Origin of the sequence: Borreliella lanei, from assembly GCF_014205895.1 — a bacterium.
GTDB lineage: Bacteria > Spirochaetota > Spirochaetia > Borreliales > Borreliaceae > Borreliella > Borreliella lanei.
In genome coordinates this window covers 145,250-167,643 of sequence record NZ_JACHFC010000003.1, presented here as the reverse complement: position 1 = coordinate 167,643, position 22,394 = coordinate 145,250, and the positions used below count along the sequence as shown (strand labels likewise).

The window sequence follows — 22,394 nt, the reverse complement described above, 5'->3', positions numbered from 1 at the left end:
AAATAAAAATCACTATTATTTAATATTTTTTGATTTGCAAGTATCATGTATTAATGTATATGAAAATTTTTATCTATTGGGTAGTTATTTTTTTCTTTTTTGTTTTTAAAGTTTTTAGTATATATTCATTAACCGATGAAGAATTTTTTAAAAAATATAGTTTATTTTTTGTTCATAAAGGATTTTTAAGTAAAAATGTTAATGGTAAAATAACCAAAGTTAAAGTGAGTGGGTTAAATTCTAGATGGGTTTACCCTTTTCATAAGCTTATTCCTAGTCGAATTACTTCTATTTATGAAGATATTTATTCTTCAAATTCATTTTTGACTACAAGTAACAATCTTTACGTTTCTTATGATTATTCAAAAAATTTTAGAAAATTAGTGGGAATTGATAAATTTAATAGCAGTGCATATATTACATCTAGCGCCTTTTCTCAAGGAGAGTATAAGCGTATTGCTATTGGAACTGCGATTCATGGCATTTATCTTAGTGTTAATGGAGCTATTAGTTTTAAAAATTTAAATCGTTTAATTCCACAGATTTATTTAGGTGCAGGGTATTACGATATTATTAGCGCTATTGAATTTTCAAAAGAAGAGACAAATAATTTATATTTTTCTTCTGGAGTTTATGGAGATATTTTTTTAATTAGTCAGAAAAGTGGATTTATTAAAAAAATTTCTTTTCCTTTTAAAAAGCAAATAATTCGTATTTTAGACTTATCTAGCAAGAATATAGAAAAAATTTTAGTCAGAACATATGACAATCATTTTTATTCTTATATTAATGGGCAATGGGTATTTATTGGAAAATTATCTTTGCAGGATCAGGATTTTTTTGAAAAATCACAAAGAATGCAGCTTGCCAAAAATAAAGGGTCTATTTATTTAACAGCATATACATTGCGTAATAAGAGGGCAGTTGATGAAAGATTTAAATTTATTAAAGATTCAGGTATGAATGCCGTTGTAATTGATTTTAAAGATGATAATGGTAATTTGACTTATTCTAGCAAGCTTTATTTGCCTAATAAGTTGAGGTCTGTTAAAAACTTTATTGATGTTCCTTATATTCTTAAAAAAGCTAAAGAGCTTGGAATTTATGTTATTGCTAGATGTGTTGTATTTAAAGATGCAAAATTATATTATTATGATAATTTTAAGCATGCTCTTTGGAATAAAAGAACCAATAAACCCTGGGCCCATTTAATTAAAAAAGTTGATTCTAGTGGTCTTGCGAAATATGTACAAGTAGAGCATTGGGTAGATATTTTTTCTCCTGCTACTTGGGAGTACAATATTTCTATTGCAAAAGAAATTCAATCTTTTGGAGTTGACGAAATACAGTTTGATTATATTAGATTTCCATCAGATGGTCCTGTGTCTCTTGCAATCTCAAGAATAAATAAGTATGAGATGAAACCCGTTGATGCTCTTGAATCTTTTTTGATTATGGCAAGAGAACAGCTTTATGTTCCTATTTCTGTTGATATTTATGGGTACAATGGCTGGTTTCCTACTAATAGTATTGGGCAAAATATTTCAATGTTATCAGATTATGTTGACGTTATATCTCCTATGTTTTATCCTTCGCATTATACTGATGATTTTTTGCCAAGCAATTTTTATTATACAAAAAGAGCTTATAGGATTTATAAAGAGGGAAGTGATAGAGCGATTGCTTTTTCTTTAGATGGGGTTGTTATTAGGCCTTATGTTCAAGCTTTTTTATTGGGAAAAGAAAGATTGGTGGATGACGAGATTTATTTGAAGTATTTGAAGTTTCAGCTTAAAGGAATTAAAGACTCATTTGGTAGTGGCTTTAGCCTTTGGAATGCGTCTAATGTTTACTATATGATTAAGGGTAATTTAAAAGAATATTTAGATTCTTTTTAATTGTTGTTTTTTGTAAAGGAGATTCATTTGGAACATTTGATTCAATTTTTTTACGTAGGATTTGGGATTTTTTTATTGTATCTTGGTGGTGATTTACTTTTAAAAAGTTCAGTTAGCATTGCTACTTATTTAAAAGTTCCAACGCTTTTAATAGGAGTTACAATAGTATCTTTTTCAACAAGTGCTCCAGAGCTTTTTACAAGTTTGGTAGCGGCTTTTAAGGGTAAAAACGAAATTGTTGTTTCTAATGTTATTGGTAGCAATATTATTAATATGTTGCTTGCTCTGCCTTTAGCAGGATTCTTTTTAAAGATTAAGGCAGATTTTAAAAGACTTAAGCTTTCTTTTATGTTTCTGTTTTTATTAATGTTTCTTCTTTTGTTGTTTTCATTTGATTTTAGATCTTACTCTTTTTTTGTAACGCCTTATAATCGCTTTAGCTCGTTAAGTATCTTGATTTTGTTTTTATCCTATCTGTTGCTTTTTTATAAAGAAGAAAAAGCGCATGCCAGCTTGGAAAATTCTTTTCAAGAAAGTGTAACTAGTTCAAATCAGAGTTTTAACTTTATATTTTCTAATTTGTTAAGTTTTGCTATTAGCATGTATTTTCTTTATTTGGGATCGAAATTATTGGTAGATGGAGCTCTTTACATTGCCAACAATGTTTTTAATGTTAGTGAAAAGTTGATTGGGATCATACTTGTAGCTTTTGGGACAAGTGTTCCTGAGCTTGTTGTATCTCTTTTTGCAATAATTAAAAAAGAATCAGATATTGCATTTGGCAACATTATTGGTAGTAATATTTTTAATATTGGGTTTATTTTAGCTAGTAGTAGTTTTTTTAGACCTATCTTATTGCAAGATATTTATATTTTAGATTTTAGTATAATGGTATTTATAACTTTAGTTTTATTTTTAGTTGTTAAATTTAAAGGGGTTTTCAGTAGAGGTATTTCTTTAATTTTTTTGTTTTTATATTTTTTATATAACTTAATGTTATTTAACTTTTATTGATTATTTGATCTTAATTATGGCTTGTTAATATATTTATAATGTAATATGTTTTATTATTTAAATGTAATATAAGGAACAATATGAAAAAATTACCAGAAATTTTTTATATGAGTAGCAAAGAAGTGGATATTTTGATTTCTCAACTGGGAATATCTTCTGATACCCAAAAATCAATTTTGAAAACGATTTTGTCTTATAAAAAGGAATCTATAGATTATTCTTCTTTTATAGAAGAGCATTCTGTAAGAATACGAGGATTAAAAGGGGAGCTTGATTTTTTATTTCGCAAACTTTATGAAGTTAAAAGAGGAATAGTTACCAGTAAAATAGCAGCCAATGGAGAATTTTTGCCAGACAGCATAATTTTGACTGATGAGGCTAGTTATGATTTTTATTATTATTCTATTGATGATTTATTTTTGAAAACTTATATAGGAATAGAGCTTTTTAGCTCTTTGCTTACTGTTAAGAATATAGAATCTAGTTTGTTGGTTTTTCAGAATGAATTTATAACTATAGCAGATTCAGATGTTAACTATAAATTTTTTGAAACAAAGTCACAATTTAAAGAAATATTAGTTTGGAAATCATTGATAATTCCATCTAGCAGGGCTTTATATTTTATTGAATTTGTTAAAAAAATATTTTTTAATATTGCTTCTAATAATGTTGTAAAAGATGTTTTCGTTAGAATAAAAGGATTAAAGCTTATTGATTATGAGAAAACTTTAGAAGAGGGCAAGAATATTATTGGTGCTATTTCTAAGATTCTTTCTGGCATAATTGAAATCAAGGATGAAGTTCTTGGCAAGAAGGGAATTACTTTCTCAAAAAATTATTTTGTTTTTCTGAAGTTTCTTAATCTTTTTATTAAAAATGAAAAAGACTTAGAAGAGCTTAAGGCTATAGAAGCTATTAAAATTGATGAATCTTTAAAGGCAATTGAAAAGACTTTAGAGTTTAAAAAAGGTTCAATTGATACAGAAGAGTTTTTTGGGATTTTAAAAGTTTATTCCGAAGGTCTGAGTGATCCTAAAAATTTTTTGTTAGTTGCTAATATGTACTTTTTTGAATCTAAAATTCATGATATTTTGCCAAAAATATTTCAAGTAAAAGAAAATTTTTATTTGTACAAGCCTTTTGCATATGAGTTTTTTCTAGAAGAATATGAAAAGGTTTTACAATTTCTTAATAGTGAATTGAAGGCTAGTGTATTTAAAATTCTTAGCTTTGGAGATGATCCTTCTTCTATTTTTACAGAAGAAGGCTTAGAGGAAGTTCTCAGTAGATTAATATCTAGATACATTATGAATGAGTATTGCTTAAAAAATAAAGTTAAGTTTCTTGACCTTATTGTTTCTCATTACAGGAGAATTTGTAAAACACAAAGCGTTCAGGTTCATCTTAAAGATTTGATTAAAGTTGAAGCAGCAAAATATTTTAAGAATAGTAATGAACTTTTACCCTTATATAAAATATATAAACTTGATTTGTATTCGATTTTGAATGCTGCTTATAAAGAATTAAGCTTGTTTAAAAGAATTGTTTTGTTTTTGACAGGCAAGCATCAAAGCTATAAAGAGGCTTTGTCTAGATTGGATTTTAGAGCTGGTTTGAATAAAAGTGGAAGTGGTCTTTTTGATTCAAATGAAAGAGTTAAAAGACAATTGGAAAAAATTAGAAAACAAAGAGAGGAAATAAAAGAGCAAGTTAGAAATTCTTTCCCCAAAAAGGGCACAGCGTCTAAGCAAGTAGCAAATAAGAGCTATACAAAGCAAGAGCAAGATGAAGCTTGGGTCAAATTTAGTGATAGGATACAAAAAAAATAGCGTTTATAAGTAAGTGGATTTATTTGTTAAAATAAATCCCGTGGCTTTCTTGCTGTATTTTTTGAAGTTTGACATTCTGCATAATGCTTTATTTTTCCATTTTCAAATTTTGATTTCATTATAATTTTCCCCCCCCATCGACTTATTAGTTCTTTTGAACCCACTCTTTGAGCGTTTTTAGAAATTTTAGCCATTTTAAGCTCCTTTTGATAGATTTATTGTATAATAAAATCTATCAAAATAGGGTTGATTTATCAAGGAATTTATTCATGTTATTTATAATATTTTTTATTAGTGCTTCTCTTTTTTCAAAGGAAGTTTACTATAGGTTTGCAGATTATTCTGTTAATTACAGTATAGTAGGTAAATATGAGATTACAAAAGAAGAGTCTGAGGAAGAGTACGGATATAAATTTACTTATGATCGCAATAATAATCTTATTTTAGTTGATTATATTGGTAAGCTTAGTATTTTAATGCCTTCTTTTTTTAATGCAAGCCAAATTAAAATAGAAAGATCCAAACGCAGTGAAAGGCGTATATTTCTAAATAGAGGACTTGCTTTTAAAAACAATAATGGTGTTTATATTGAACATATAGAATATATGAGTGATGGCAGGATTAAAAATATTTTTAATTATAATAGATCTAATGAAATGGTTAGAGATAAATATGATGTTTCTTATTACCATTTTTTATACGATAATGAGAGAGAGTTTAGTGTTTACAGGTTTAATGAATCAGGGATTCAAATCAAAGATTTAAATAATGTGTATTTTACAAAGATCAGCTATGATCATACCAAATTTGTTAAAACGGTTTTGTATTACGATGAGAATGGTTGTATCATAAGATCAAAAAATGGTACTTGTGGATTTAGATTAACCTATGATGCTAATCATAATCTTATTAAAGAGGAATATCTTGATAAATCGTCTCACACTGTTTCAAATCCATTTTCTGTAGCTACTAAAATATATCATTATGATGTTGATGGAAAAGTTATTGAGATTTTAAATTATGATATTAATAACAACTTGACTCCTGATGAAAATAATGTAGCAATTTATCGTTATGAATATTATTTTAAAGATAAGGATTGCTATTATAAGGAATATAATTATGACAATAATAATAATTTAACAATCAGTCAAAATGGGTATGCCATGAAGAAGACTATTTTTTATATCCAAAATAATGAAAAAAGGATAATAAACTACAGTAATAAGATCAATAAAAACTATAATAGAGATATTCCTACTGTTTATGAGGAAAAGTATGAAATAATGGATAATTTTAAAGGCATTGCTATTTATAGTTATAAATATGATGATAATTTTTATCTAATAGAAAATATTTTTTTTGATAAAAAATTTAATTTAATATCGGATGTTAAAGGTGTTATGATTTACAGATATTCTTACGACAAAGAAGGATTTTTGATTTCTCAAGAACATTTTGGTGGGGATTTTGTTAATCCAATAGATGATTTTGAAGGAGTTTCAAAGTATAAATTTGGTTACGATTCTAATGGCAATATGATTTCAAAGAAAAATTATTCTAAGGATGGAGTTTTGGTTGCTGATTGTAATTTTGTTTTTGAGTATTCATATGAATATGATAAACAAAATAGGCTTATTTCTCAAAAAAATTTTGGCAGCTTGGGACAATTGCAAGACGATATTCATGGAGTTAGTGTTTATAAATATGAATACAATAAATTTGGGAAAATATCAAAGCAGTCAAACCATGGTCCAGATTTGAGATTAAGAGATGATGTTGGGGGATTTTCAATTTATAAGTGGATTTATGATTCTAGAGGCAATTTAATAGATTTTCAAAAATTTGATTCTTTAGGCAATTTAATTTAAGTATTTTTTCTTCTCATATTTGCCTATATTACATAGTAATTCATAATGACTTCTTTTAGAAAATTTGCTCATTTCATCTATACTTAATTTTTCTGATATAATTTCTACTTTTGAGCCCGTTTTAACTTTTAGGTCTTTGGGAATTTCTACTATTGTTAGATTCATGCAAACTTTTCCTCTTATTTTACATTTTTTATTGTTTATTAAAAAATAAAAATCATTACTTATATTTTGAGGTATTCCATCAAAATATCCGATTGGAATAATTCCTATTTTCATATCTTCTTTGGCTTGAAATATACCCGAATATGAAATTTTTTCACCCTTTTTTACATTTTTGATAAATATTACTTTTGAAAATAAACTTAATACAGGCTTAAAATTTGAAGCAATTTTTTTGTTTTTTAGCGATGGGCAGTAACCGTAAAGAATAAGACCCGGTCTTACCATATTAAATTGCGGACTTAGTTTGTAGTTGATAATGTGCCCTGAATTAGAAATATGGACAAATTTGGGATTAATATTTTTTTGTTTTAGCGTTTCCAAAAAAAAGAAGAATTGCTCTATTTGTTTTTGTGTGGTTTTAAAGTTTTCTGTTGATGGGAGATGTGAGCAGATCCCTTCTAGCTCTAAAAACTTTGAATTTTGAATGTATGTGGCTATTTCAAGGGCACCATCTATTTTTATTCCGTATCTATTCATTCCAATATCAATTTTTAAGTGGACTTTTGTTTTAGTTTTTTGCAATGCACATTCTTTTTCTATTAAAAATAGATATTCAAAATCAGCAACAAATGCTACTAGCTCAAGTTTAATTAAATTTTTAATTTCTTTTTTATCCACTTTAATGTACATCAATATTTTTATATTTTTATCAATTTTTTTAAGTGTTTTAGCATCTTCAATATTAGAAAGTCCAAAATAATTTATTTGTTTTGATTTTAAAAATTTAAAGATATTTATAAGCCCGTGACCATATGCATCGCCCTTTAAGGTAGCCACTATTTCTTTTTCACCAATTTTATTTTTAATTAAATTTAGGTTATGTTCTAAATTATTTAAATTTATTATTATTGTTTTATTGCTGCTCATTGTTTTATTATCATATATTTAGCTCTCTTAGAGAAGTAAAAATATTTTTATATTAATTTGTGGTTTATTCTATAATGGGTATTGGGAATTTTTTTATTTGGTTTCCTTTAAAATGGAATCTCAAATTTTTTTGAAAATCATTATATATTTTAGGGTTAATTCTAATTTCGTATTTTTTAGTTTCTTTATTTATATTATTTTTTTCTACTGTTATTGCTGCTAAAATATAATACCAGTTGTTATTTTTGTAATATTCTGCAACTGTTTTTGAAAGAGATTCGGTCCTTAATGTGCCAAATGAATAAGCGTCTTTTGCAAGCTCTTTTTTTGATTGCTGCTTTCCACTAGTAAGACTACTTAGACGATTAATAAAATTGCCTTTATCTGGACTTAAAAATTCTAATTTTGTGATTTTGTATTTTTTTGAAGCTTCGTTTGATAGGTCAAATGAAATAATAGCAGAAGATCCAATTTTTGAAAACACATTTATAAATGAATAACTAATTCCATTAAGTTCTTGTATTGGGGCCCCATTTAAATCTACTAATTCCATGTAGGGTTGGCTAATAGCAACATCAACAGATACAAGTAAAAAACTTTGTTTTAGTTTTTTAATTTCTGTTTTTATATTTTCTTTTACAATATAATTTTCATTTTCGAAGATATTAATTTCGTTTTCAGAAAAGCTATTTTTAGCTATAGAAAGAATTATCACGGTTAAAATAAATTTTTTAATGCTCATAAGATGTTTCCTTTTGTTTGTATTTATATATCTTCAAATAGATCTCCAGCTATGTCTTTTAATATTGAATTTTCTTTTAGTACTTCTTTTAAAAATTCAATAATTAATTTTGAATTAAGAGAAATTTTATAAATTTTAGTTTTTTGAGTAAGTTTGTTTTTGACAGTTAAATTTGCAAGCATATAATTCCAATGACCATTTTGGTATGTTAATTTAAAAGCATTTTTAATTTCGTCGCTCATTAATATTCCAAATGGGTATGAAGTAATATATCCTTCTTCTTGTGAATTTTCAACAGCCAGAAGAGAATTTTTAAGCTCTAGGGTGGAACCAGCTGTTACAAATTTAATATCTTCGATTTCGTATTCTTTATCTCCATTTTTAGTTGTTTCAAAAAGTATTAATAGCGATGTGTAATAACTATATTCATCATCCATTTTTATAGGAGATAGTATATAAGAATATCCAAATTTGTTTTTAAATTCTGGTATTTCTTTTCCATATTCGTCTAAGATTTTCATTGCCTTTGTTTTTATCCAAGTTACGTCATGATTGCCATTTATGATTGGCAATTTTTTATTTGAAATTTTACCTGATATTAACTGTAATTTTTCATCGCTTATTGGTTTGCCAGTACCGCTTTCTTGCTGTATAGATACAGATTGTGAATTTTTTAAATGTAATTTTTCGTCACTTATTGGTTTGCCAGTATTGCTGTCTTGATGTACAGATTGTGGTTTTTTAAAAAAAGCGCAACTCAGCATTAATATGGATAGTATTATTAATTTTAAATATTTATATGTTCTAAATATCATTATATCTTCTTCCTTTATACCATTTACGGCCTTTATTGGGCCGGTAATTAAAATTTACATTAAATTATAGTAATAATATAGAATGACTATGTCAAAGTCAAGTCGCTTGTGGTTTTATTGAAAATTGTATCTTTATTTTTAATCTTGCAATATCTTACAATAAAGGTATTTCTGCTGCTAAAAAATGAATTATTCCTATAATGATTGATATAATGCCAATTAACTGCTGATTGCTCTCAAGTATTGATTTAAATTTTCCATATTTTTTATTATTTTGAACCTCTGTAGGTAATTTTTGTTTTAAAAACAAGATAAATCCAATTAAAAATAAACTTATAGCTGGAATCAAATTTCCAATTATTGGCAATTTGTAGGGCTTGATTATTTCAAGGACGCTGGTTATTAAAAATAATAATCCAAAAATGCTTTTTACCTTTTTGTTATCGTTTATTAAATTTACAAAATCTTCAAAAATTTTAAAAAAACTTATTCTTTCTATTAATATTGGAAATGCAAGTATTATTCCCCCTAAGATGTTAAGTGAAACAGACATGAAGTATATTTGTATCATATTTTATCCTCTAGGTTTTATTCTTTTACTATAAAAGACATTATTATTGCCATTACTCTTTAATATTATACTTAATAAACCTTCATTTTGATAGATTATATTAGCATATGTTATAAAGTTTTTATTGCTTATATAAAACATATTGCTTTCAATTAATTTATTATCTAGATAAATATCTAGCTTGGCTTTTCCTAGGTTGGAAGTTTTTTTTGTTTTTATGTTTATTTTTAGCGATAATCTGTTTTTATCTTGTTTGTAGCTTATTATCATTTTGATGTTGGTTTTATTATTTTCGTGATTTTGAATTCTCGGAATTAATAAAATTTTAAAAAATAAAAGAATTATAACAAAGATTATTCCAATAATAATATGTTTTTTCAATTTTTTTTGATATTCAATTTCTAGTTGTTGATTGCAATTAATCTTTTTCATTGTATTTGCAAATTCAACCCTCTTATAATTATAATTTTAATAACGCATTTAAATTCCACCAGTAAACACTAACACCAGTTTTACCGCCATAAAGTATACTAAGTATTCCATCTTTAGATAAGCTCTCAGAGAGAAATATTAAATTTGGAGGCTCAATTAAAGCTATTTGTTCTTTAATTAAACCTTTGTTGTCTAATTTCCATATTAAATTGTTAGATAAATTTTTCATATTAGTAGATGCTATTATTTTGTCTTTTTGTATTTTTATAATGTTTATGAAGCTTTCTTGTTTATCATCTAGTAGGTTTTTAGGAAGAGCAATTTTACTTATTACTTCTAATTCTTTGTTTTTTTTCAAACTCATTTTATAGATATATTGATCTTTAATTTTAATTCCAAGATCATTTATATTTTCATTGTCACCAATGTTTTCATAGTGAGTAGCTTTTATATAAAGAGTTTTTTTGTTAACTTCAAAAAAAACCTTGTCTATTGAAATATTGTATTTTTTCTTTTGATTGTCTATTGTTTCTAGTAGGCTTTTATTGACGTAAATTTTATAAAGTGGAGAAAAGTCTTTATTATAAGAATATATTATATATCCTTCACTATATATTGATATTATTGCAATGTTGCCATTTTCATCAACATTAACATCATAAATTTGTGGAAATGGCATTCCGTTTAAGCCTTCTTGACCTAAAATTTCTACAGATGAGTTTTTGTTTAGTATTAATATTCTCATAAAGTAGGCAATATTTTCTTTTTGATTGAATTTTAATTTTTTATTATTTAGTTTGTCTGCGACAATAATAAAATCTTTTAGTGGGTATATTGCTTGAATTCCTTCAAAATCTATTTTTTTTATTTTTAAATCGGGGTTTGTTTTAAATATTCCATTTTGATATGTTTGTATTAGTTTTCCATATGAGTTAAAAATCATTAATTTATTTGTTTTTATTTCTGCAATGTACACTAACCCGTTATACGTTTTGATATCAAATTTTGAATTTGTAAATTTGTTATTTAGAGGCATTATTGAACCAGGAAGTGTTCCAAATGGTATTTTGAATTGTTCTTCTCCCAGTTCGTTTAAAGTTTTAGTATTACATGATATAATTGCAAAAAGCAGGCTTAATATAAGAGCTTTATAGTGTTTTTTCATATTTTTTATATTATTATTTAAAATGACTTTAAGTCAATTATTTAGGAGAATTAATACCTACCATGTTAAAAGCAGTACTTGAGACAACTATTGGCTCAAAAAGTAAAAGAGATTTAAAAGATTATCTTCCAACTTTAAGAAATATTAATAAGCTTGAGCGTTGGGCATTATTGTTGGCAGATGAGGATTTTTCAAAGGAGACAGAAAAGCTTAAAGATGAATTAAAATCGGGCAATTCTTTAGAGAATATTTTAGAACGAGCTTTTACTCTGTCTAGAGAAGCTGCTAGAAGGCGTCTTAAAGAAAGACCTTATGATGTGCAAATCATTGCGGGGCTTGCTCTTCACAAAGGCAAAATAATAGAGATGAAAACAGGAGAAGGAAAAACTCTCTCTTCAGTTCAAGCGGCGTATTTAAATAGTTTAACAGGAGATGGGGTTATTATTGTTACTGTTAATGACTATCTTGCAGAGCGTGATTCCAATTGGATGAAGCCGGTTTTTGATCTTTTAGGTGTTAGCGTGGGGGTTGTTCTATCTAATATGGATTATGAGCTAAGAAAGGCTCAATATGCTAAAGATATTACTTATGTTACAAATAATGAACTTGGATTTGATTATCTAAGAGACAATATGCGTTATGACCTTAATGAGAAATCCTTAAGAAAGTTTAATTATTGTATTATTGATGAAATTGATTCTATTTTGATCGATGAGGCAAGAACTCCATTGATTATTTCAGGGCCTACTGAAGGCAATACCAATGCTTATCTTGAAGTTAATTCTCTTGTATCTTTTTTAAAAGAATGTTCCAAGGATCCCAAAACAGGTGATTATCCTTTAGAAATAGATGACCTTGATGGTGATTATACTGTTGATGAAAAAGCCAAAAGAATTTCTTTTACTGCCAAAGGGCTTAATAATCTTGAACAGCTTTTAATTTCTAAGGGCATTATTAGTGGGTCTATGTATACTGATTCAAATTTTAATTATGTTCATTATATGACTCAGGCTTTAAAAGCGCATTTGCTTTTTTTAAAAAATAGAGAATATATTGTTGGTGATTCTGGGGTTGAAATTGTAGATGAATTTACCGGGAGAGTTTTAACAGGGCGAAGATATTCAGACGGGCTTCATCAAGCTATTGAGGCTAAAGAAGGAGTTAGAGTTGCTAATGAAAATAAGACTATGGCAACTATTACTTTTCAAAATCTATTTAGAATGTTTAATAAGATTTCTGGTATGACAGGTACAGCTGATACAGAAGCTAAGGAATTTCATAAAATATATAATCTTGATGTAGTTGTGGTTCCAACAAATAGATTGTTAGCGCGAATAGATGAGGATGATACTATTTATTATACGGAAGAATTTAAATTTAATGCGATTACAGATGAGGTTTATAAAACTTACAAAAAGGGTCAGCCGGTTTTAGTGGGGACTGTTTCGATTGAAAAATCTGAGATTTTATCAGCCATGTTTAGAAATAGAGGGATTAAACATGAAGTTCTTAATGCAAAAAATCATTCTCGAGAAGCATTTATTATTGCTGAAGCTGGAGCAAAGCATGCGGTTACAATAGCAACAAATATGGCTGGTCGTGGTACGGATATTAAACTTGGGGGAAATATTGAACACAGAGTTAGAAAAAAAATCGGAACTAATGTAAGCCTTGAAGAATTTCAAGAGGCTGTTAAAAATGAGAGAGAAAATTACCTAAAAGACTATAATGAAGTTAAAAGTCTTGGGGGGCTTTATGTTATTGGTAGTGAACGTCACGAATCAAGACGAATAGACAATCAGCTTCGTGGGCGTAGTGGAAGACAAGGTGATCCTGGGCGTTCAAGATTTTATGTGTCGCTTGAAGATGATTTAATGCGGCTTTTTGCTGGAGACAATCTAAGGTCATTAATGGGTAAGCTTGGAATGGCAACAGGAGAGCCTATTACACATTCTCTTTTAACTAAATCTTTGATTAATGCTCAAAAACGAGTAGAAGACAGAAATTTTGAAATTAGAAAGCATTTGTTAGAGTATGACGATGTTATTACAAAGCAGAGAGATTTTATTTATGCTCAGAGAAACTCTATTCTTGAAGATACATCTATTAAGGAACGTATTCTTGTTGCTTTAGAAGAATATCTTAGTTTTTTGCTTGAAGGGACAAAAAGTAGCACAGTTTCAAATGTTTTTTTAAATGAAGTAAATTCAATTTTTGCTTATATGCTTGAGAGTCTTGGCTCTATTGAAAATATTAATTCTTTTGATTTAAAGGCTAAGCTAATGCAAATAGCAAGGGCAAATTTAGATGAAAAGGAAAATTTGATTGGTAGAGATCTTTTTAATGGATTTTTAAGATATGAATATTTAAAAAATATTGATTTTAAATTTCAAGAACATCTTGCAAATTTAGACTCTTTAAGAGAGGCTGTTTATTTAAGGTCTTATGCTAATAAAAATCCAATTACGGAATACAAAGAAGAGGGATTTTCAATATTTAGCGAGCTTATTAAAGACATTAAAGTTTCTACCATAAGGCGTGTTCTTCAGTTAAAATTAGATGGCAATTCTTCCGATTTTAAGTCAACAAAGAAGTCTAGGAATGTCAAACCAATACATAAAGAACTTTCTGGAATTGTTATTAATGAGAATAAAAGCGTTTCTAATGTTCAAGTGGTTAGAAGCTCTCCTAAAATAGGTAGGAATGAGCCTTGTTATTGTGGAAGTGGAAAGAAATATAAAAATTGTCACGGCAAAAGTTAAAACAGGAGGTTTTTATGTTTAAACTGCCAGAACTTGGTTATGATTATGACGCTGTTGAGCCTTATATTGATGCTAAAACTATGGAAATTCATCATAGCAAACATCATAATGGTTTTGTAGTGAATTTGAATTCTGTTTTTGAAAAAATGGGGAAAATTCATTTGACAGATGTGTCAAAGATATTAAAAAATATTCATGATTTTCCAGAGGAATTTCAAACTTTAATAAGAAATAATGCTGGGGGCTATTCGAACCATACTTTATATTTTAGAACTTTAAGGCCAGGAAGCAAGAGCAATCTTTTTGAAAGGTTTAAAGATGATATTAATACAGCTTTTGGAAGCCTAGATGTTCTTAAGGCTAATTTGAAAGATACTGCGATGAAAATTTTTGGAAGTGGTTGGGCATGGTTAGTATTATGTCCTGATAGTGGGCTTAAAGTGATTTCAATGCCAAATCAGGATAGTCCTTTAATGAAGTCTTATAAACCAATTTTAGGTATTGATGTTTGGGAGCATGCTTATTATCTTAAATATCAAAATAGAAGAATTGAATATGTTGATGCATTTTTTAAGGCTTTAAATTGGGAAGAAGTTTCAAAAATTTACAATGAAGCTAATAATTAGCCCTTATTTTGTAAAGATTTTCAATTTTAGGTTTAATATTTTATTTTAAGTCATTATTTCATTATTAAAGTTTTTTCTTTCTATGTCGTTAAAGTATTCTACTGTTCCGACTTTTAATTCATAAGTTGCATTTTTGTCAGATACTATGATTGCATTTTTATGTAATTGAAGAGCGCTAATTGTCCACATATGGTTAATGCCTTTTTCAATAGCATGCTTTAATGCTCTTGCTTTGCTATGTCCGTTTACTATTATTAAAATTTCTTGTGAATCCATAATTGTTCCAACTCCAACAGTTAGTGCACTTTTGGGAACTTTGTTAAGATTGCCTTCAAAAAATCTTGAATTAGCAATGATTGTATCTTGGGTTAAAGTTTTAATTCTTGTTCTTGATGTTAAGGAGGAACCGGGTTCGTTAAAAGCAATGTGACCATCAGGTCCAATTCCACCTACAAAAAGCATGATTCCCCCGAAAGATTTGATTTTTTTTTCATACTCTTCACATTCTTTTTCAAGATTTAAAGCATTTCCATTTAGTATATTTATGTTTTCTTTTTTAATATCAATGTGAGAAAAAAAATTTTTCCACATAAATGAATGGTAACTTTGAGGATGATTTTTTTCAATTCCTATATATTCATCCATGTTAAAAGTTATGACATTTTGAAATGAAATTTTTTTATCTTTATTTAATTCAATTAAATTTTTATACATACCAATTGGAGAGCTTCCTGTTGGAAGCCCAAGGATAAATGGCTTTTCTTTTGTTGGAGAAAATTCTTTAATTTTTTGTGCTACATGATTAGCTGCCCATCTTGACATCTCTTCATATGTAGGCCTGATTATTAATCTCATTGCTATCTCCTTAAAATGGCTTAAAGCTATAGATTGTTAAAAATTATTTTAGATTCTATCATTGTTAACTTTAGATTAAAATCTTTGTCTAAGACATTAATGTTTGCATCATATCCATGGCATATTAATCCCTTTTTATCAATATTTAGGATTCTTGTTGGATTGTAGGAGCTTGCTTGAACAGCATCGCTTAAACTGTATCCGAATTCTACTAAATTTTTAAGACCTTGTATCATTGTGAGTGTTGATCCAGCTATGGTGTTGCTTTTCACGCTATGAAATAATCCATCTTCTGCAATATAAACTTCGTCTCCGTTTGCAATTAGTTTTCCACAAGTTTGACAATTTGGAGTAAGCCCGTCAGTTACAAGGACTATTTTACTTATATCTTTAAGCTTTCTAAGCATTAAGACTAATTTTGGGTGTATATGGTGGCCATCTGCAATAATTTCACAAGAAACATCGCCGTGTATTAATACTGCTCCTATGGCATTTGGATTTCTGTGATCAAGTTTTGACATTGCGTTGAAAAAATGGGTTGTATGAAGTATTCCAACTTGAAATCCTTCTATCATATTTTCATATGTTGCATTAGTGTGTCCTGCTTGAAGGTTTATATTGTTTTCAAGGCAAAATATTGCAAGCTCTCTCATGCCTTTAAGCTCAGGAGCAACAGTCATTGTACTTATATGTGTTTTTCTTTTGCCGTTTGATCCTGCAAATACTCCACCAGCTGCATCTATTAATTTTTGCATAACTTCAATACTAGGTTCGTGAAGATGAGAAACCGGATGAGCTCCTTTTTTTTCGGGAGAAAAAAAAGGTCCTTCAAGGTGAAGTCCTAGAATTTTAGCTCCCTTTTCTTTGCCAATTGCTGCTGTGCAGGCTTTTATTGCTTCAATCATTTCATCTATTGGTCTTGGATAAAGAGTTGGTAAAAATCCTACTACACCGTATTGTGCTAAATGTTCTGACATTTTAAGTATTGATTCTGTTGAACACTGGTCTGTCCCATGACCGTGGAATCCATGAATATGATTGTCGTAAAGACCGGGAGTTATATAATTGCCTTTTGTATCAATCATTTGGTATTCTCCCAGATCCATTTTTTTAAGCCTATCGGACGTTACAATATCAAAAATTTTATTATCTTTAATTAGAACCGCTGAATTATCTATTTTATCATTTCCAGTTAAAACGGATTTTGAGTTGAATAAGCAAAAATTTGGCATTCTTATGCTCCTTTTAATTTATTTTACTATAAACATTAATTTTTTTTAAAGTTTTTACTTTTTATACTTTTTTGTTTTAAAGTGTTTGGATGCTTAAAGTTTATGTTTTTTATTTATTACATATTGTATTTTATTTTCAATTTTATTAATGATATAATTTATCCCGGAGGGCATTATTTTGGCATCAGGATTTTTTGTTCCTGGACTTGAGAGTAAATACAATACTAAAGAAATTCGTGAATCCATGCTTAAGTCCGATAAAGCTAAAATTGATTCTTCTTTTAAGAAACTTGAATCTTTAGAGCAAGAGAAAAGTGCTTGGCAGTTAATTAATAGAAAAATCTCTACTTTGAATTCTCTTGCAAAAGAACTTACATCGCTTAACAGCCCTTTTAATCTAATGTCAGGAAATTCTAGTGATAGCGAAGTCTTAACTTTGTCTACTAGATATGGATCTAAGAATGAGACTCATAAATTAATTGTTGATCAAATAGCCTCAGCTGATGTGTTTTTGTCTTCAAATTTTGATCCTAAAAAAGTTACAATTCCAGAGGGAGATTATATATTTTTAGTTGGCAAGAAAGAAATTAATGTAAAAAGTAATGGTAACATTGATTTACTTGTAAGGGATATTAATAATAAAGGAAAGGGCTTTTTATCTGCAAAAATAGTAAAAAGTGATAAAAATGGAAATAGTCGTTTTGTTTTGCAATCCTTAAAGGAAGGCAAAGAAAATAAACTTGTTATCAAAGGGAAAGGATTGTCTTTTGCTAAGCAAATTGGAATTTTAAGTGAACTTAAAACCAATTTTAATCCTAATCTTTCAGATATTGTCGCAAACCAATCTAGCAGTAACAATAAACTTGCTTTTGAGAACAATAGCCTTGTTTTAAATCCGCTTTCAGAAGTGTCAATTGAAATTCCTGAAGATATTGAAATTACATCTAGGAGCAAAATTAAATTTGAAGTTAAATATTTTGATACAGGCTTAGAAGAGCCTGATAGCAAGATTATTTTTAATCCTGGCGGGGCTACGTTTAAGGATGCAAAAGTTGAAAGTGAAGATAGTGTAGTTGATCTTGGATCTGATTTAAAAGCTCCTTTGGAAAAAAGATATATTCAAATGAATATGGTTAAAATATGTAGCAAGGAAGGTTCTTTAGAGCTTCCTTTAATAAATATTTCAAATAATTTTGAAAAAGTTGAAGTTGATGTTGGAGCTCTTTCTAATCTGGAGGAAATAAATATTGAAAATAAAGCAAATAATAAAGTAATTGTGATTAGCAATGTTGAAATTTTTGATCCAAAAAATAGAGATGGCCATTTGCCAATAAATGCTAAAAGTTTTGCCGAGAATGCAAAAATTAAATTTGATGGAGTAGATGTTGAGAGAGATTCAAATGTTATAAATGATTTAGTTCCAAATGTGACATTAAGTTTAAAAAAAGCCTCAAGTGATATGGTTGAGGCTAAAATTGAACCTGATTATGAAGGGATTAAGAGGGTTCTTTTAGATTTTATTGGTGCTTATAATGAGGTTCTTGCTGAGATTAATATTGTAAGCTCCAATGAAGATCAGCCTAATAATCAAAAGTCTAATATAGTTGAAGAGCTGACTTATCTTAGTGATTCTCAAAAAGAAGAGGCTTATAAAAATTTGGGTATTTTAAGGTCTGAATTTTTATTGAAAAATCTTAAGTCCAGACTAGAGTCAATAATTTTTAAGCCTTATGTTACTAGTGATCCTAATTTTTCAATAATTAATCAGATGGGAGTTTTTACTAATTCTATTTCTTCTTCTGGTGGACTTTCTAGATATTTAAGACTTGATGAAAAAAAGTTTGATGAATCAATTCGCAATAACATTGATAATGTTAGAGAACTTTTTTTATTCGATCTTAATGGTGACAGGGTATATGATAATGGAATTGCTAAAATGCTAGGAGATTGTCTGGCGCCTCTTGTGGCTTCTGGAGGAGTTATTTATAATAAAATAAAGAATTACGACTTGAAAATTTTTAATCAAAAAAATAAAGTTGAAGATTATAAAAAGAAATACGAAGACAGAGAGAGAAAAGTGGAAGGTGAGCTTAATACCTTGGATTTTACCGTTAAGCGTATGAAAGATCAAGAGAATACATTAAGGGCTTTTGATTTTAATCAAAGAAATAAGTAATAACAATTATTTATAATGCTATTGCTGTTTGCGTTTCTTTTTTTCAAATTTTTGTGCTATTCTTTTTAACAGGCAAAAGGATTTGCCAAAAATAAATAATTAAATTTTATCATGGAGGAATGATAATGATTATAAATCATAATACATCAGCTATTAATGCTTCAAGAAATAATGGTATTAATGCTGCTAATCTTAGTAAAACTCAAGAAAAGCTTTCTAGTGGGTACAGAATTAATCGAGCTTCTGATGATGCTGCTGGTATGGGAGTTTCTGGTAAGATTAATGCTCAAATAAGAGGTTTATCACAAGCTTCTAGAAATACTTCAAAGGCTATCAATTTTATTCAGACAACAGAAGGGAATTTGAATGAAGTAGAAAAAGTTTTAGTAAGAATGAAAGAATTGGCAGTTCAATCAGGTAACGGCACATATTCAGATGCAGACAGAGGTTCTATACAAATTGAAATAGAGCAACTTACAGACGAAATTAATAGAATTGCTGATCAAGCTCAATATAACCAAATGCACATGTTATCAAACAAATCTGCTTCTCAAAATGTAAGAACAGCTGAAGAGCTTGGAATGCAACCTGCAAAAATTAACACACCAGCATCACTTTCAGGGTCTCAAGCTTCTTGGACTTTAAGAGTTCATGTTGGAGCAAACCAAGATGAAGCTATTGCTGTAAATATTTATGCAGCTAATGTTGCAAATCTTTTCTCTGGTGAGGGAGCTCAAACTGCTCAGGCTGCACCTGTTCAAGAAGGTGTTCAACAAGAAGGAGCTCAACAACCAGCACCTGCTACAGCACCTTCTCAAGGTGGAGTTAATTCTCCTGTTAATGTTACAACTACAGTTGATGCTAATACATCACTTGCTAAAATAGAAAATGCTATTAGAATGGTAAGTGATCAAAGAGCAAATTTAGGTGCTTTCCAAAATAGACTTGAATCCATAAAGAATAGCACTGAGTATGCAATTGAAAATCTAAAAGCATCTTATGCTCAAATAAAAGATGCTACAATGACAGATGAGGTTGTAGCAGCTACAACTAATAGTATTTTAACACAATCTGCAATGGCAATGATTGCGCAGGCTAATCAAGTTCCCCAATATGTTTTGTCATTGCTTAGATAAAATTCTAATTTAATTGGTACAAATTTTTAACAAAAGATCCTTTAAAGGGTCTTTTGTTTTTTTATTTCGGATCGGCAAAAATTTAATAATTTTAGTATAATTTATAATGATGTGTTATAAAGTATAATGCAGGCTTATTGAGGAGTTTGCTTTGAGTAGGGTTACTGTTAAAATTAAAGATTGTTATAAAGTATTTTCGTATTATGTTGACAAAAAGCAGATAAGTCAAGCTATAAAAGACTATGAAGATGGCAAAGATAGAATGCAAATCTACAAAGAATCTTCTATTTTTATTGCAAATGCCAATATTAATCTTGATGTTTATGAAAATGAAATTTTAGTTATTATGGGTATGTCAGGCTGTGGCAAGTCTACTTTAGTCAGGTGTTTAAATGGTATTTATAAAATAGATTCAGGATCTATTTTGGTAAATAATATGGAAATGAATGCTATAAATCGCAAAGATCTTTCTAATTTAAGAAAAGATAAATTTGCAATGGTTTTTCAAAACTTCGGACTTTTTCCCCATATGAATGTATTAAGAAACGTTACTTATGGACTTGAGGTCAAACATATTCCTAGGAAGATCAGAGAAGAGCGTGCTATTGAGGTATTAAATCTTGTAGGGCTTGAAGATTCAAAATATAAGTATATTAATGAACTTTCTGGAGGAATGAAGCAAAGAGTTGGAATAGCAAGAGCATTGGTGGTTAATCCGGATATTCTTTTAATGGATGAAGCTTTTTCGGCACTTGATCCTTTAATTAAAGGAGAAATGCAAGAAGAACTTTTAAGGTTGGTAGCTAAACTTAAAAAAACAGTTGTGTTTATTACTCATGATTTAAATGAAGCTTTTAAATTGGGGCATAGAATTGCTTTTATGAGAGATGGAAAAATTATTCAAGTTGGCAAACCTTTAGAAATTTTAGCCAATCCTAGTACAGATTTTATATCTGATTTTATTAAAAATTTACCTGTTTTAAATATTTTAAAAATAAAAGATATATTAAAAGATGATTTTGATTTAAACTCTGGTAGTGATAATGGTTTAAATGTTATTATTAAATGTCAAGATGAAAATTTTAGCTTGTATGACAAAGTTCTTAATAAAAGGTATGATAATCTTGTATCTTTAAATTTAGATCTAAATGATGAGATAAAAAAAATTGTTGAATATTTGAATAAGCAAGATTATTTAATAATAAAAGAAAAGGGAACTATTGTCGGATATATTAGTTTAAATGAAATCTCTTATTTATTATCAAGATAGGAATTTATGAATAAAGATTTTTTTATATTAAAAATAGATAATTTTTTTGATTTTTTGGTTGATAATTTTTCAATTTCTGATGGGGTAGGTTTTTCTAAGAGTATAATTTTTTTATATGAAAATTTGAAAAATTTATTTCTTTTTGTTAATCCACTTATTTTTATTTTTACTGTATGCTTGCTAAGTTTTGTTTTCTTGAAAAAGAGATTAGTATTTTTAATTTTGCCTGGATTCTTTTTTATTTTGTATTTTAATCTTTGGGAAGCTTCAATGGATACAATAGCTATTATATTTGTTTCTGTATTAGTTTCTGTTATTTTAGGAATTCCTATAGGTATTTTGGGGGGATATTTCCCAAGGTTTTATGTTTTTTTAAAACCCATTCTAGATTTAATGCAAGCCATGCCCCCTTTTATATACTTGATTCCTGCTATTCCTTTTTTTGGAATGGGTACAGCTTCTGCTATTTTTGCTACAATAGTTTTTGCTATGCCCCCTGTTATTAGATATACAAGGCTGGGAATTGTTCAAGTTTCAGATGAAGTAATAGAGGCGGCTAAGTCCTTTGGTAGTAGTAATTTGCGCATTCTTTTTCAAGTTCAGCTTCCTCTTTCTCTTCAGAGTATAATTGAAGGCATTAATCAGTCAATAATGATGGCGATATCTATGATAGTAATTGCCGCAATGGTTGGATCGTCTGGTTTGGGCAGGACTGTGATTTACTCTATTGAAAGATTAAATTTTGGTGAGGGCTTAATATCTGGATTAGCAGTTGTTATTATAGCTATTATTTTAGATAGGATTATGCAATCTATATTTATTAAATTTAGCTATTTAAATACAGATCATTATGGCGGAAAGAGAGAAAATAAATTTAAAAGATTTTTAGAAATATATAATAAATAAAT

19 protein-coding genes are annotated in these 22,394 nt (G+C 28.3%); 10 read left to right on the top strand and 9 right to left on the bottom strand.

Going from position 1 to position 22,394, the window contains the following annotated elements; genetic code table 11:
- The first annotated feature begins 53 nt into the window (after positions 1-53).
- From HNQ06_RS04035 to HNQ06_RS04025, 3 genes are all read left to right on the top strand, one after another.
- Positions 54-1,898 carry a putative glycoside hydrolase gene (locus HNQ06_RS04035; protein ID WP_184107663.1) on the top strand — a complete coding sequence of 615 codons (1,845 nt, stop codon included), beginning with the start codon at positions 54-56 and terminating at the stop codon, positions 1,896-1,898.
- Positions 1,899-1,925: 27 nt separating this feature from the next.
- A complete protein-coding gene (locus tag HNQ06_RS04030; protein WP_184107662.1) occupies positions 1,926-2,912 on the top strand; it encodes a calcium/sodium antiporter in 987 nt (328 codons plus the stop codon).
- A gap of 80 nt (positions 2,913-2,992) precedes the next feature.
- Positions 2,993-4,741: a hypothetical protein gene (locus HNQ06_RS04025; RefSeq protein WP_184107661.1), complete on the top strand. Its 1,749-nt coding sequence runs from the start codon at positions 2,993-2,995 to the stop codon at positions 4,739-4,741.
- 26 nt (positions 4,742-4,767) lie between these two features.
- On the opposite strand, the gene HNQ06_RS04020 is transcribed toward HNQ06_RS04025, so the two are convergent.
- Positions 4,768-4,935 (bottom strand): hypothetical protein, encoded by a 168-nt coding sequence (locus tag HNQ06_RS04020; protein ID WP_002657037.1) that lies wholly within the window; start codon positions 4,933-4,935, stop codon positions 4,768-4,770.
- Between the two features lie 75 nt (positions 4,936-5,010).
- Here HNQ06_RS04020 and HNQ06_RS04015 point away from each other — a divergent pair, with 75 nt between their 5' ends.
- Positions 5,011-6,612 (top strand): hypothetical protein, encoded by a 1,602-nt coding sequence (locus HNQ06_RS04015; RefSeq protein ID WP_184107660.1) that lies wholly within the window; start codon positions 5,011-5,013, stop codon positions 6,610-6,612.
- Here HNQ06_RS04015 and alr read toward each other — a convergent pair.
- From alr to HNQ06_RS03985, 6 genes are all read right to left on the bottom strand, one after another.
- Positions 6,604-7,722, bottom strand: coding sequence for an alanine racemase (gene alr, locus HNQ06_RS04010; protein ID WP_184107708.1), 1,119 nt, complete (start codon positions 7,720-7,722; stop codon positions 6,604-6,606). The genes HNQ06_RS04015 and alr overlap by 9 nt on opposite strands.
- Positions 7,723-7,768: 46 nt before the next feature.
- Entirely contained in the window at positions 7,769-8,446 is a 678-nt protein-coding gene (locus HNQ06_RS04005) for a BB0158 famile outer surface lipoprotein (protein WP_184107659.1), read from the bottom strand.
- A 23-nt stretch (positions 8,447-8,469) separates the two neighbouring features.
- Positions 8,470-9,261, bottom strand: a complete 792-nt coding sequence (locus HNQ06_RS04000; protein ID WP_184107658.1) for a S2/P23 family protein — start codon at positions 9,259-9,261, stop codon at positions 8,470-8,472.
- A gap of 154 nt (positions 9,262-9,415) precedes the next feature.
- Positions 9,416-9,832, bottom strand: coding sequence for a hypothetical protein (locus HNQ06_RS03995; RefSeq protein WP_184107657.1), 417 nt, complete (start codon positions 9,830-9,832; stop codon positions 9,416-9,418).
- Between the two features lie 3 nt (positions 9,833-9,835).
- Entirely contained in the window at positions 9,836-10,264 is a 429-nt protein-coding gene (locus HNQ06_RS03990) for a hypothetical protein (RefSeq protein ID WP_184107656.1), read from the bottom strand.
- A gap of 28 nt (positions 10,265-10,292) precedes the next feature.
- Entirely contained in the window at positions 10,293-11,429 is a 1,137-nt protein-coding gene (locus HNQ06_RS03985; protein ID WP_184107655.1) for an LIC_12708 family protein, read from the bottom strand.
- A gap of 62 nt (positions 11,430-11,491) precedes the next feature.
- On the opposite strand from HNQ06_RS03985, the gene secA reads away from it, so the two are divergent.
- The gene (secA, locus tag HNQ06_RS03980; protein ID WP_184107654.1) at positions 11,492-14,191 is read left to right on the top strand and encodes a preprotein translocase subunit SecA; all 2,700 of its coding nucleotides are present in this window, start codon (positions 11,492-11,494) and stop codon (positions 14,189-14,191) included.
- A gap of 14 nt (positions 14,192-14,205) precedes the next feature.
- Entirely contained in the window at positions 14,206-14,817 is a 612-nt protein-coding gene (locus tag HNQ06_RS03975; RefSeq protein WP_184107653.1) for a superoxide dismutase, read from the top strand.
- Between the two features lie 45 nt (positions 14,818-14,862).
- Here the strand turns inward: HNQ06_RS03975 and nagB are convergent, their stop codons facing one another.
- Positions 14,863-15,672, bottom strand: a complete 810-nt coding sequence (nagB, locus tag HNQ06_RS03970) for a glucosamine-6-phosphate deaminase (protein ID WP_184107652.1) — start codon at positions 15,670-15,672, stop codon at positions 14,863-14,865.
- Between the two features lie 26 nt (positions 15,673-15,698).
- The gene (nagA, locus tag HNQ06_RS03965; RefSeq protein WP_184107651.1) at positions 15,699-16,904 is read right to left on the bottom strand and encodes an N-acetylglucosamine-6-phosphate deacetylase; all 1,206 of its coding nucleotides are present in this window, start codon (positions 16,902-16,904) and stop codon (positions 15,699-15,701) included.
- A gap of 178 nt (positions 16,905-17,082) precedes the next feature.
- Here nagA and fliD point away from each other — a divergent pair, with 178 nt between their 5' ends.
- From fliD to HNQ06_RS03945, 4 genes are all read left to right on the top strand, one after another.
- Positions 17,083-19,080, top strand: a complete 1,998-nt coding sequence (gene fliD, locus HNQ06_RS03960; protein ID WP_184107650.1) for a flagellar filament capping protein FliD — start codon at positions 17,083-17,085, stop codon at positions 19,078-19,080.
- A gap of 125 nt (positions 19,081-19,205) precedes the next feature.
- Positions 19,206-20,216: a flagellin FlaB gene (gene flaB / locus HNQ06_RS03955; RefSeq protein WP_184107649.1), complete on the top strand. Its 1,011-nt coding sequence runs from the start codon at positions 19,206-19,208 to the stop codon at positions 20,214-20,216.
- A gap of 151 nt (positions 20,217-20,367) precedes the next feature.
- On the top strand, positions 20,368-21,486 hold the full coding sequence (locus HNQ06_RS03950) for a quaternary amine ABC transporter ATP-binding protein (RefSeq protein ID WP_184107648.1): 1,119 nt from the start codon (positions 20,368-20,370) through the stop codon (positions 21,484-21,486).
- Positions 21,487-21,492: 6 nt separating this feature from the next.
- A complete protein-coding gene (locus HNQ06_RS03945) occupies positions 21,493-22,392 on the top strand; it encodes an ABC transporter permease (RefSeq protein WP_184107647.1) in 900 nt (299 codons plus the stop codon).
- The last annotated feature ends 2 nt before the right edge of the window (positions 22,393-22,394 follow it).

Excerpts from the sequence above, each read along its gene's own strand:
- HNQ06_RS04035 (WP_184107663.1), top strand. The coding sequence starts at position 54 with ATGTATATGAAAATTTTTATCTATTGGGTAGTTATTTTTTTCTTTTTT.
- HNQ06_RS04025 (WP_184107661.1), top strand. The coding sequence starts at position 2,993 with ATGAAAAAATTACCAGAAATTTTTTATATGAGTAGCAAAGAAGTGGAT.
- HNQ06_RS04020 (WP_002657037.1), bottom strand. The coding sequence starts at position 4,935 with ATGGCTAAAATTTCTAAAAACGCTCAAAGAGTGGGTTCAAAAGAACTA.
- HNQ06_RS04015 (WP_184107660.1), top strand. The coding sequence starts at position 5,011 with ATGTTATTTATAATATTTTTTATTAGTGCTTCTCTTTTTTCAAAGGAA.
- HNQ06_RS04005 (WP_184107659.1), bottom strand. The coding sequence starts at position 8,446 with ATGAGCATTAAAAAATTTATTTTAACCGTGATAATTCTTTCTATAGCT.
- HNQ06_RS04000 (WP_184107658.1), bottom strand. The coding sequence starts at position 9,261 with ATGATATTTAGAACATATAAATATTTAAAATTAATAATACTATCCATA.
- HNQ06_RS03995 (WP_184107657.1), bottom strand. The coding sequence starts at position 9,832 with ATGATACAAATATACTTCATGTCTGTTTCACTTAACATCTTAGGGGGA.
- HNQ06_RS03990 (WP_184107656.1), bottom strand. The coding sequence starts at position 10,264 with ATGAAAAAGATTAATTGCAATCAACAACTAGAAATTGAATATCAAAAA.
- HNQ06_RS03985 (WP_184107655.1), bottom strand. The coding sequence starts at position 11,429 with ATGAAAAAACACTATAAAGCTCTTATATTAAGCCTGCTTTTTGCAATT.
- secA (WP_184107654.1), top strand. The coding sequence starts at position 11,492 with ATGTTAAAAGCAGTACTTGAGACAACTATTGGCTCAAAAAGTAAAAGA.
- HNQ06_RS03975 (WP_184107653.1), top strand. The coding sequence starts at position 14,206 with ATGTTTAAACTGCCAGAACTTGGTTATGATTATGACGCTGTTGAGCCT.
- nagB (WP_184107652.1), bottom strand. The coding sequence starts at position 15,672 with ATGAGATTAATAATCAGGCCTACATATGAAGAGATGTCAAGATGGGCA.
- nagA (WP_184107651.1), bottom strand. The coding sequence starts at position 16,904 with ATGCCAAATTTTTGCTTATTCAACTCAAAATCCGTTTTAACTGGAAAT.
- flaB (WP_184107649.1), top strand. The coding sequence starts at position 19,206 with ATGATTATAAATCATAATACATCAGCTATTAATGCTTCAAGAAATAAT.
- HNQ06_RS03945 (WP_184107647.1), top strand. The coding sequence starts at position 21,493 with ATGAATAAAGATTTTTTTATATTAAAAATAGATAATTTTTTTGATTTT.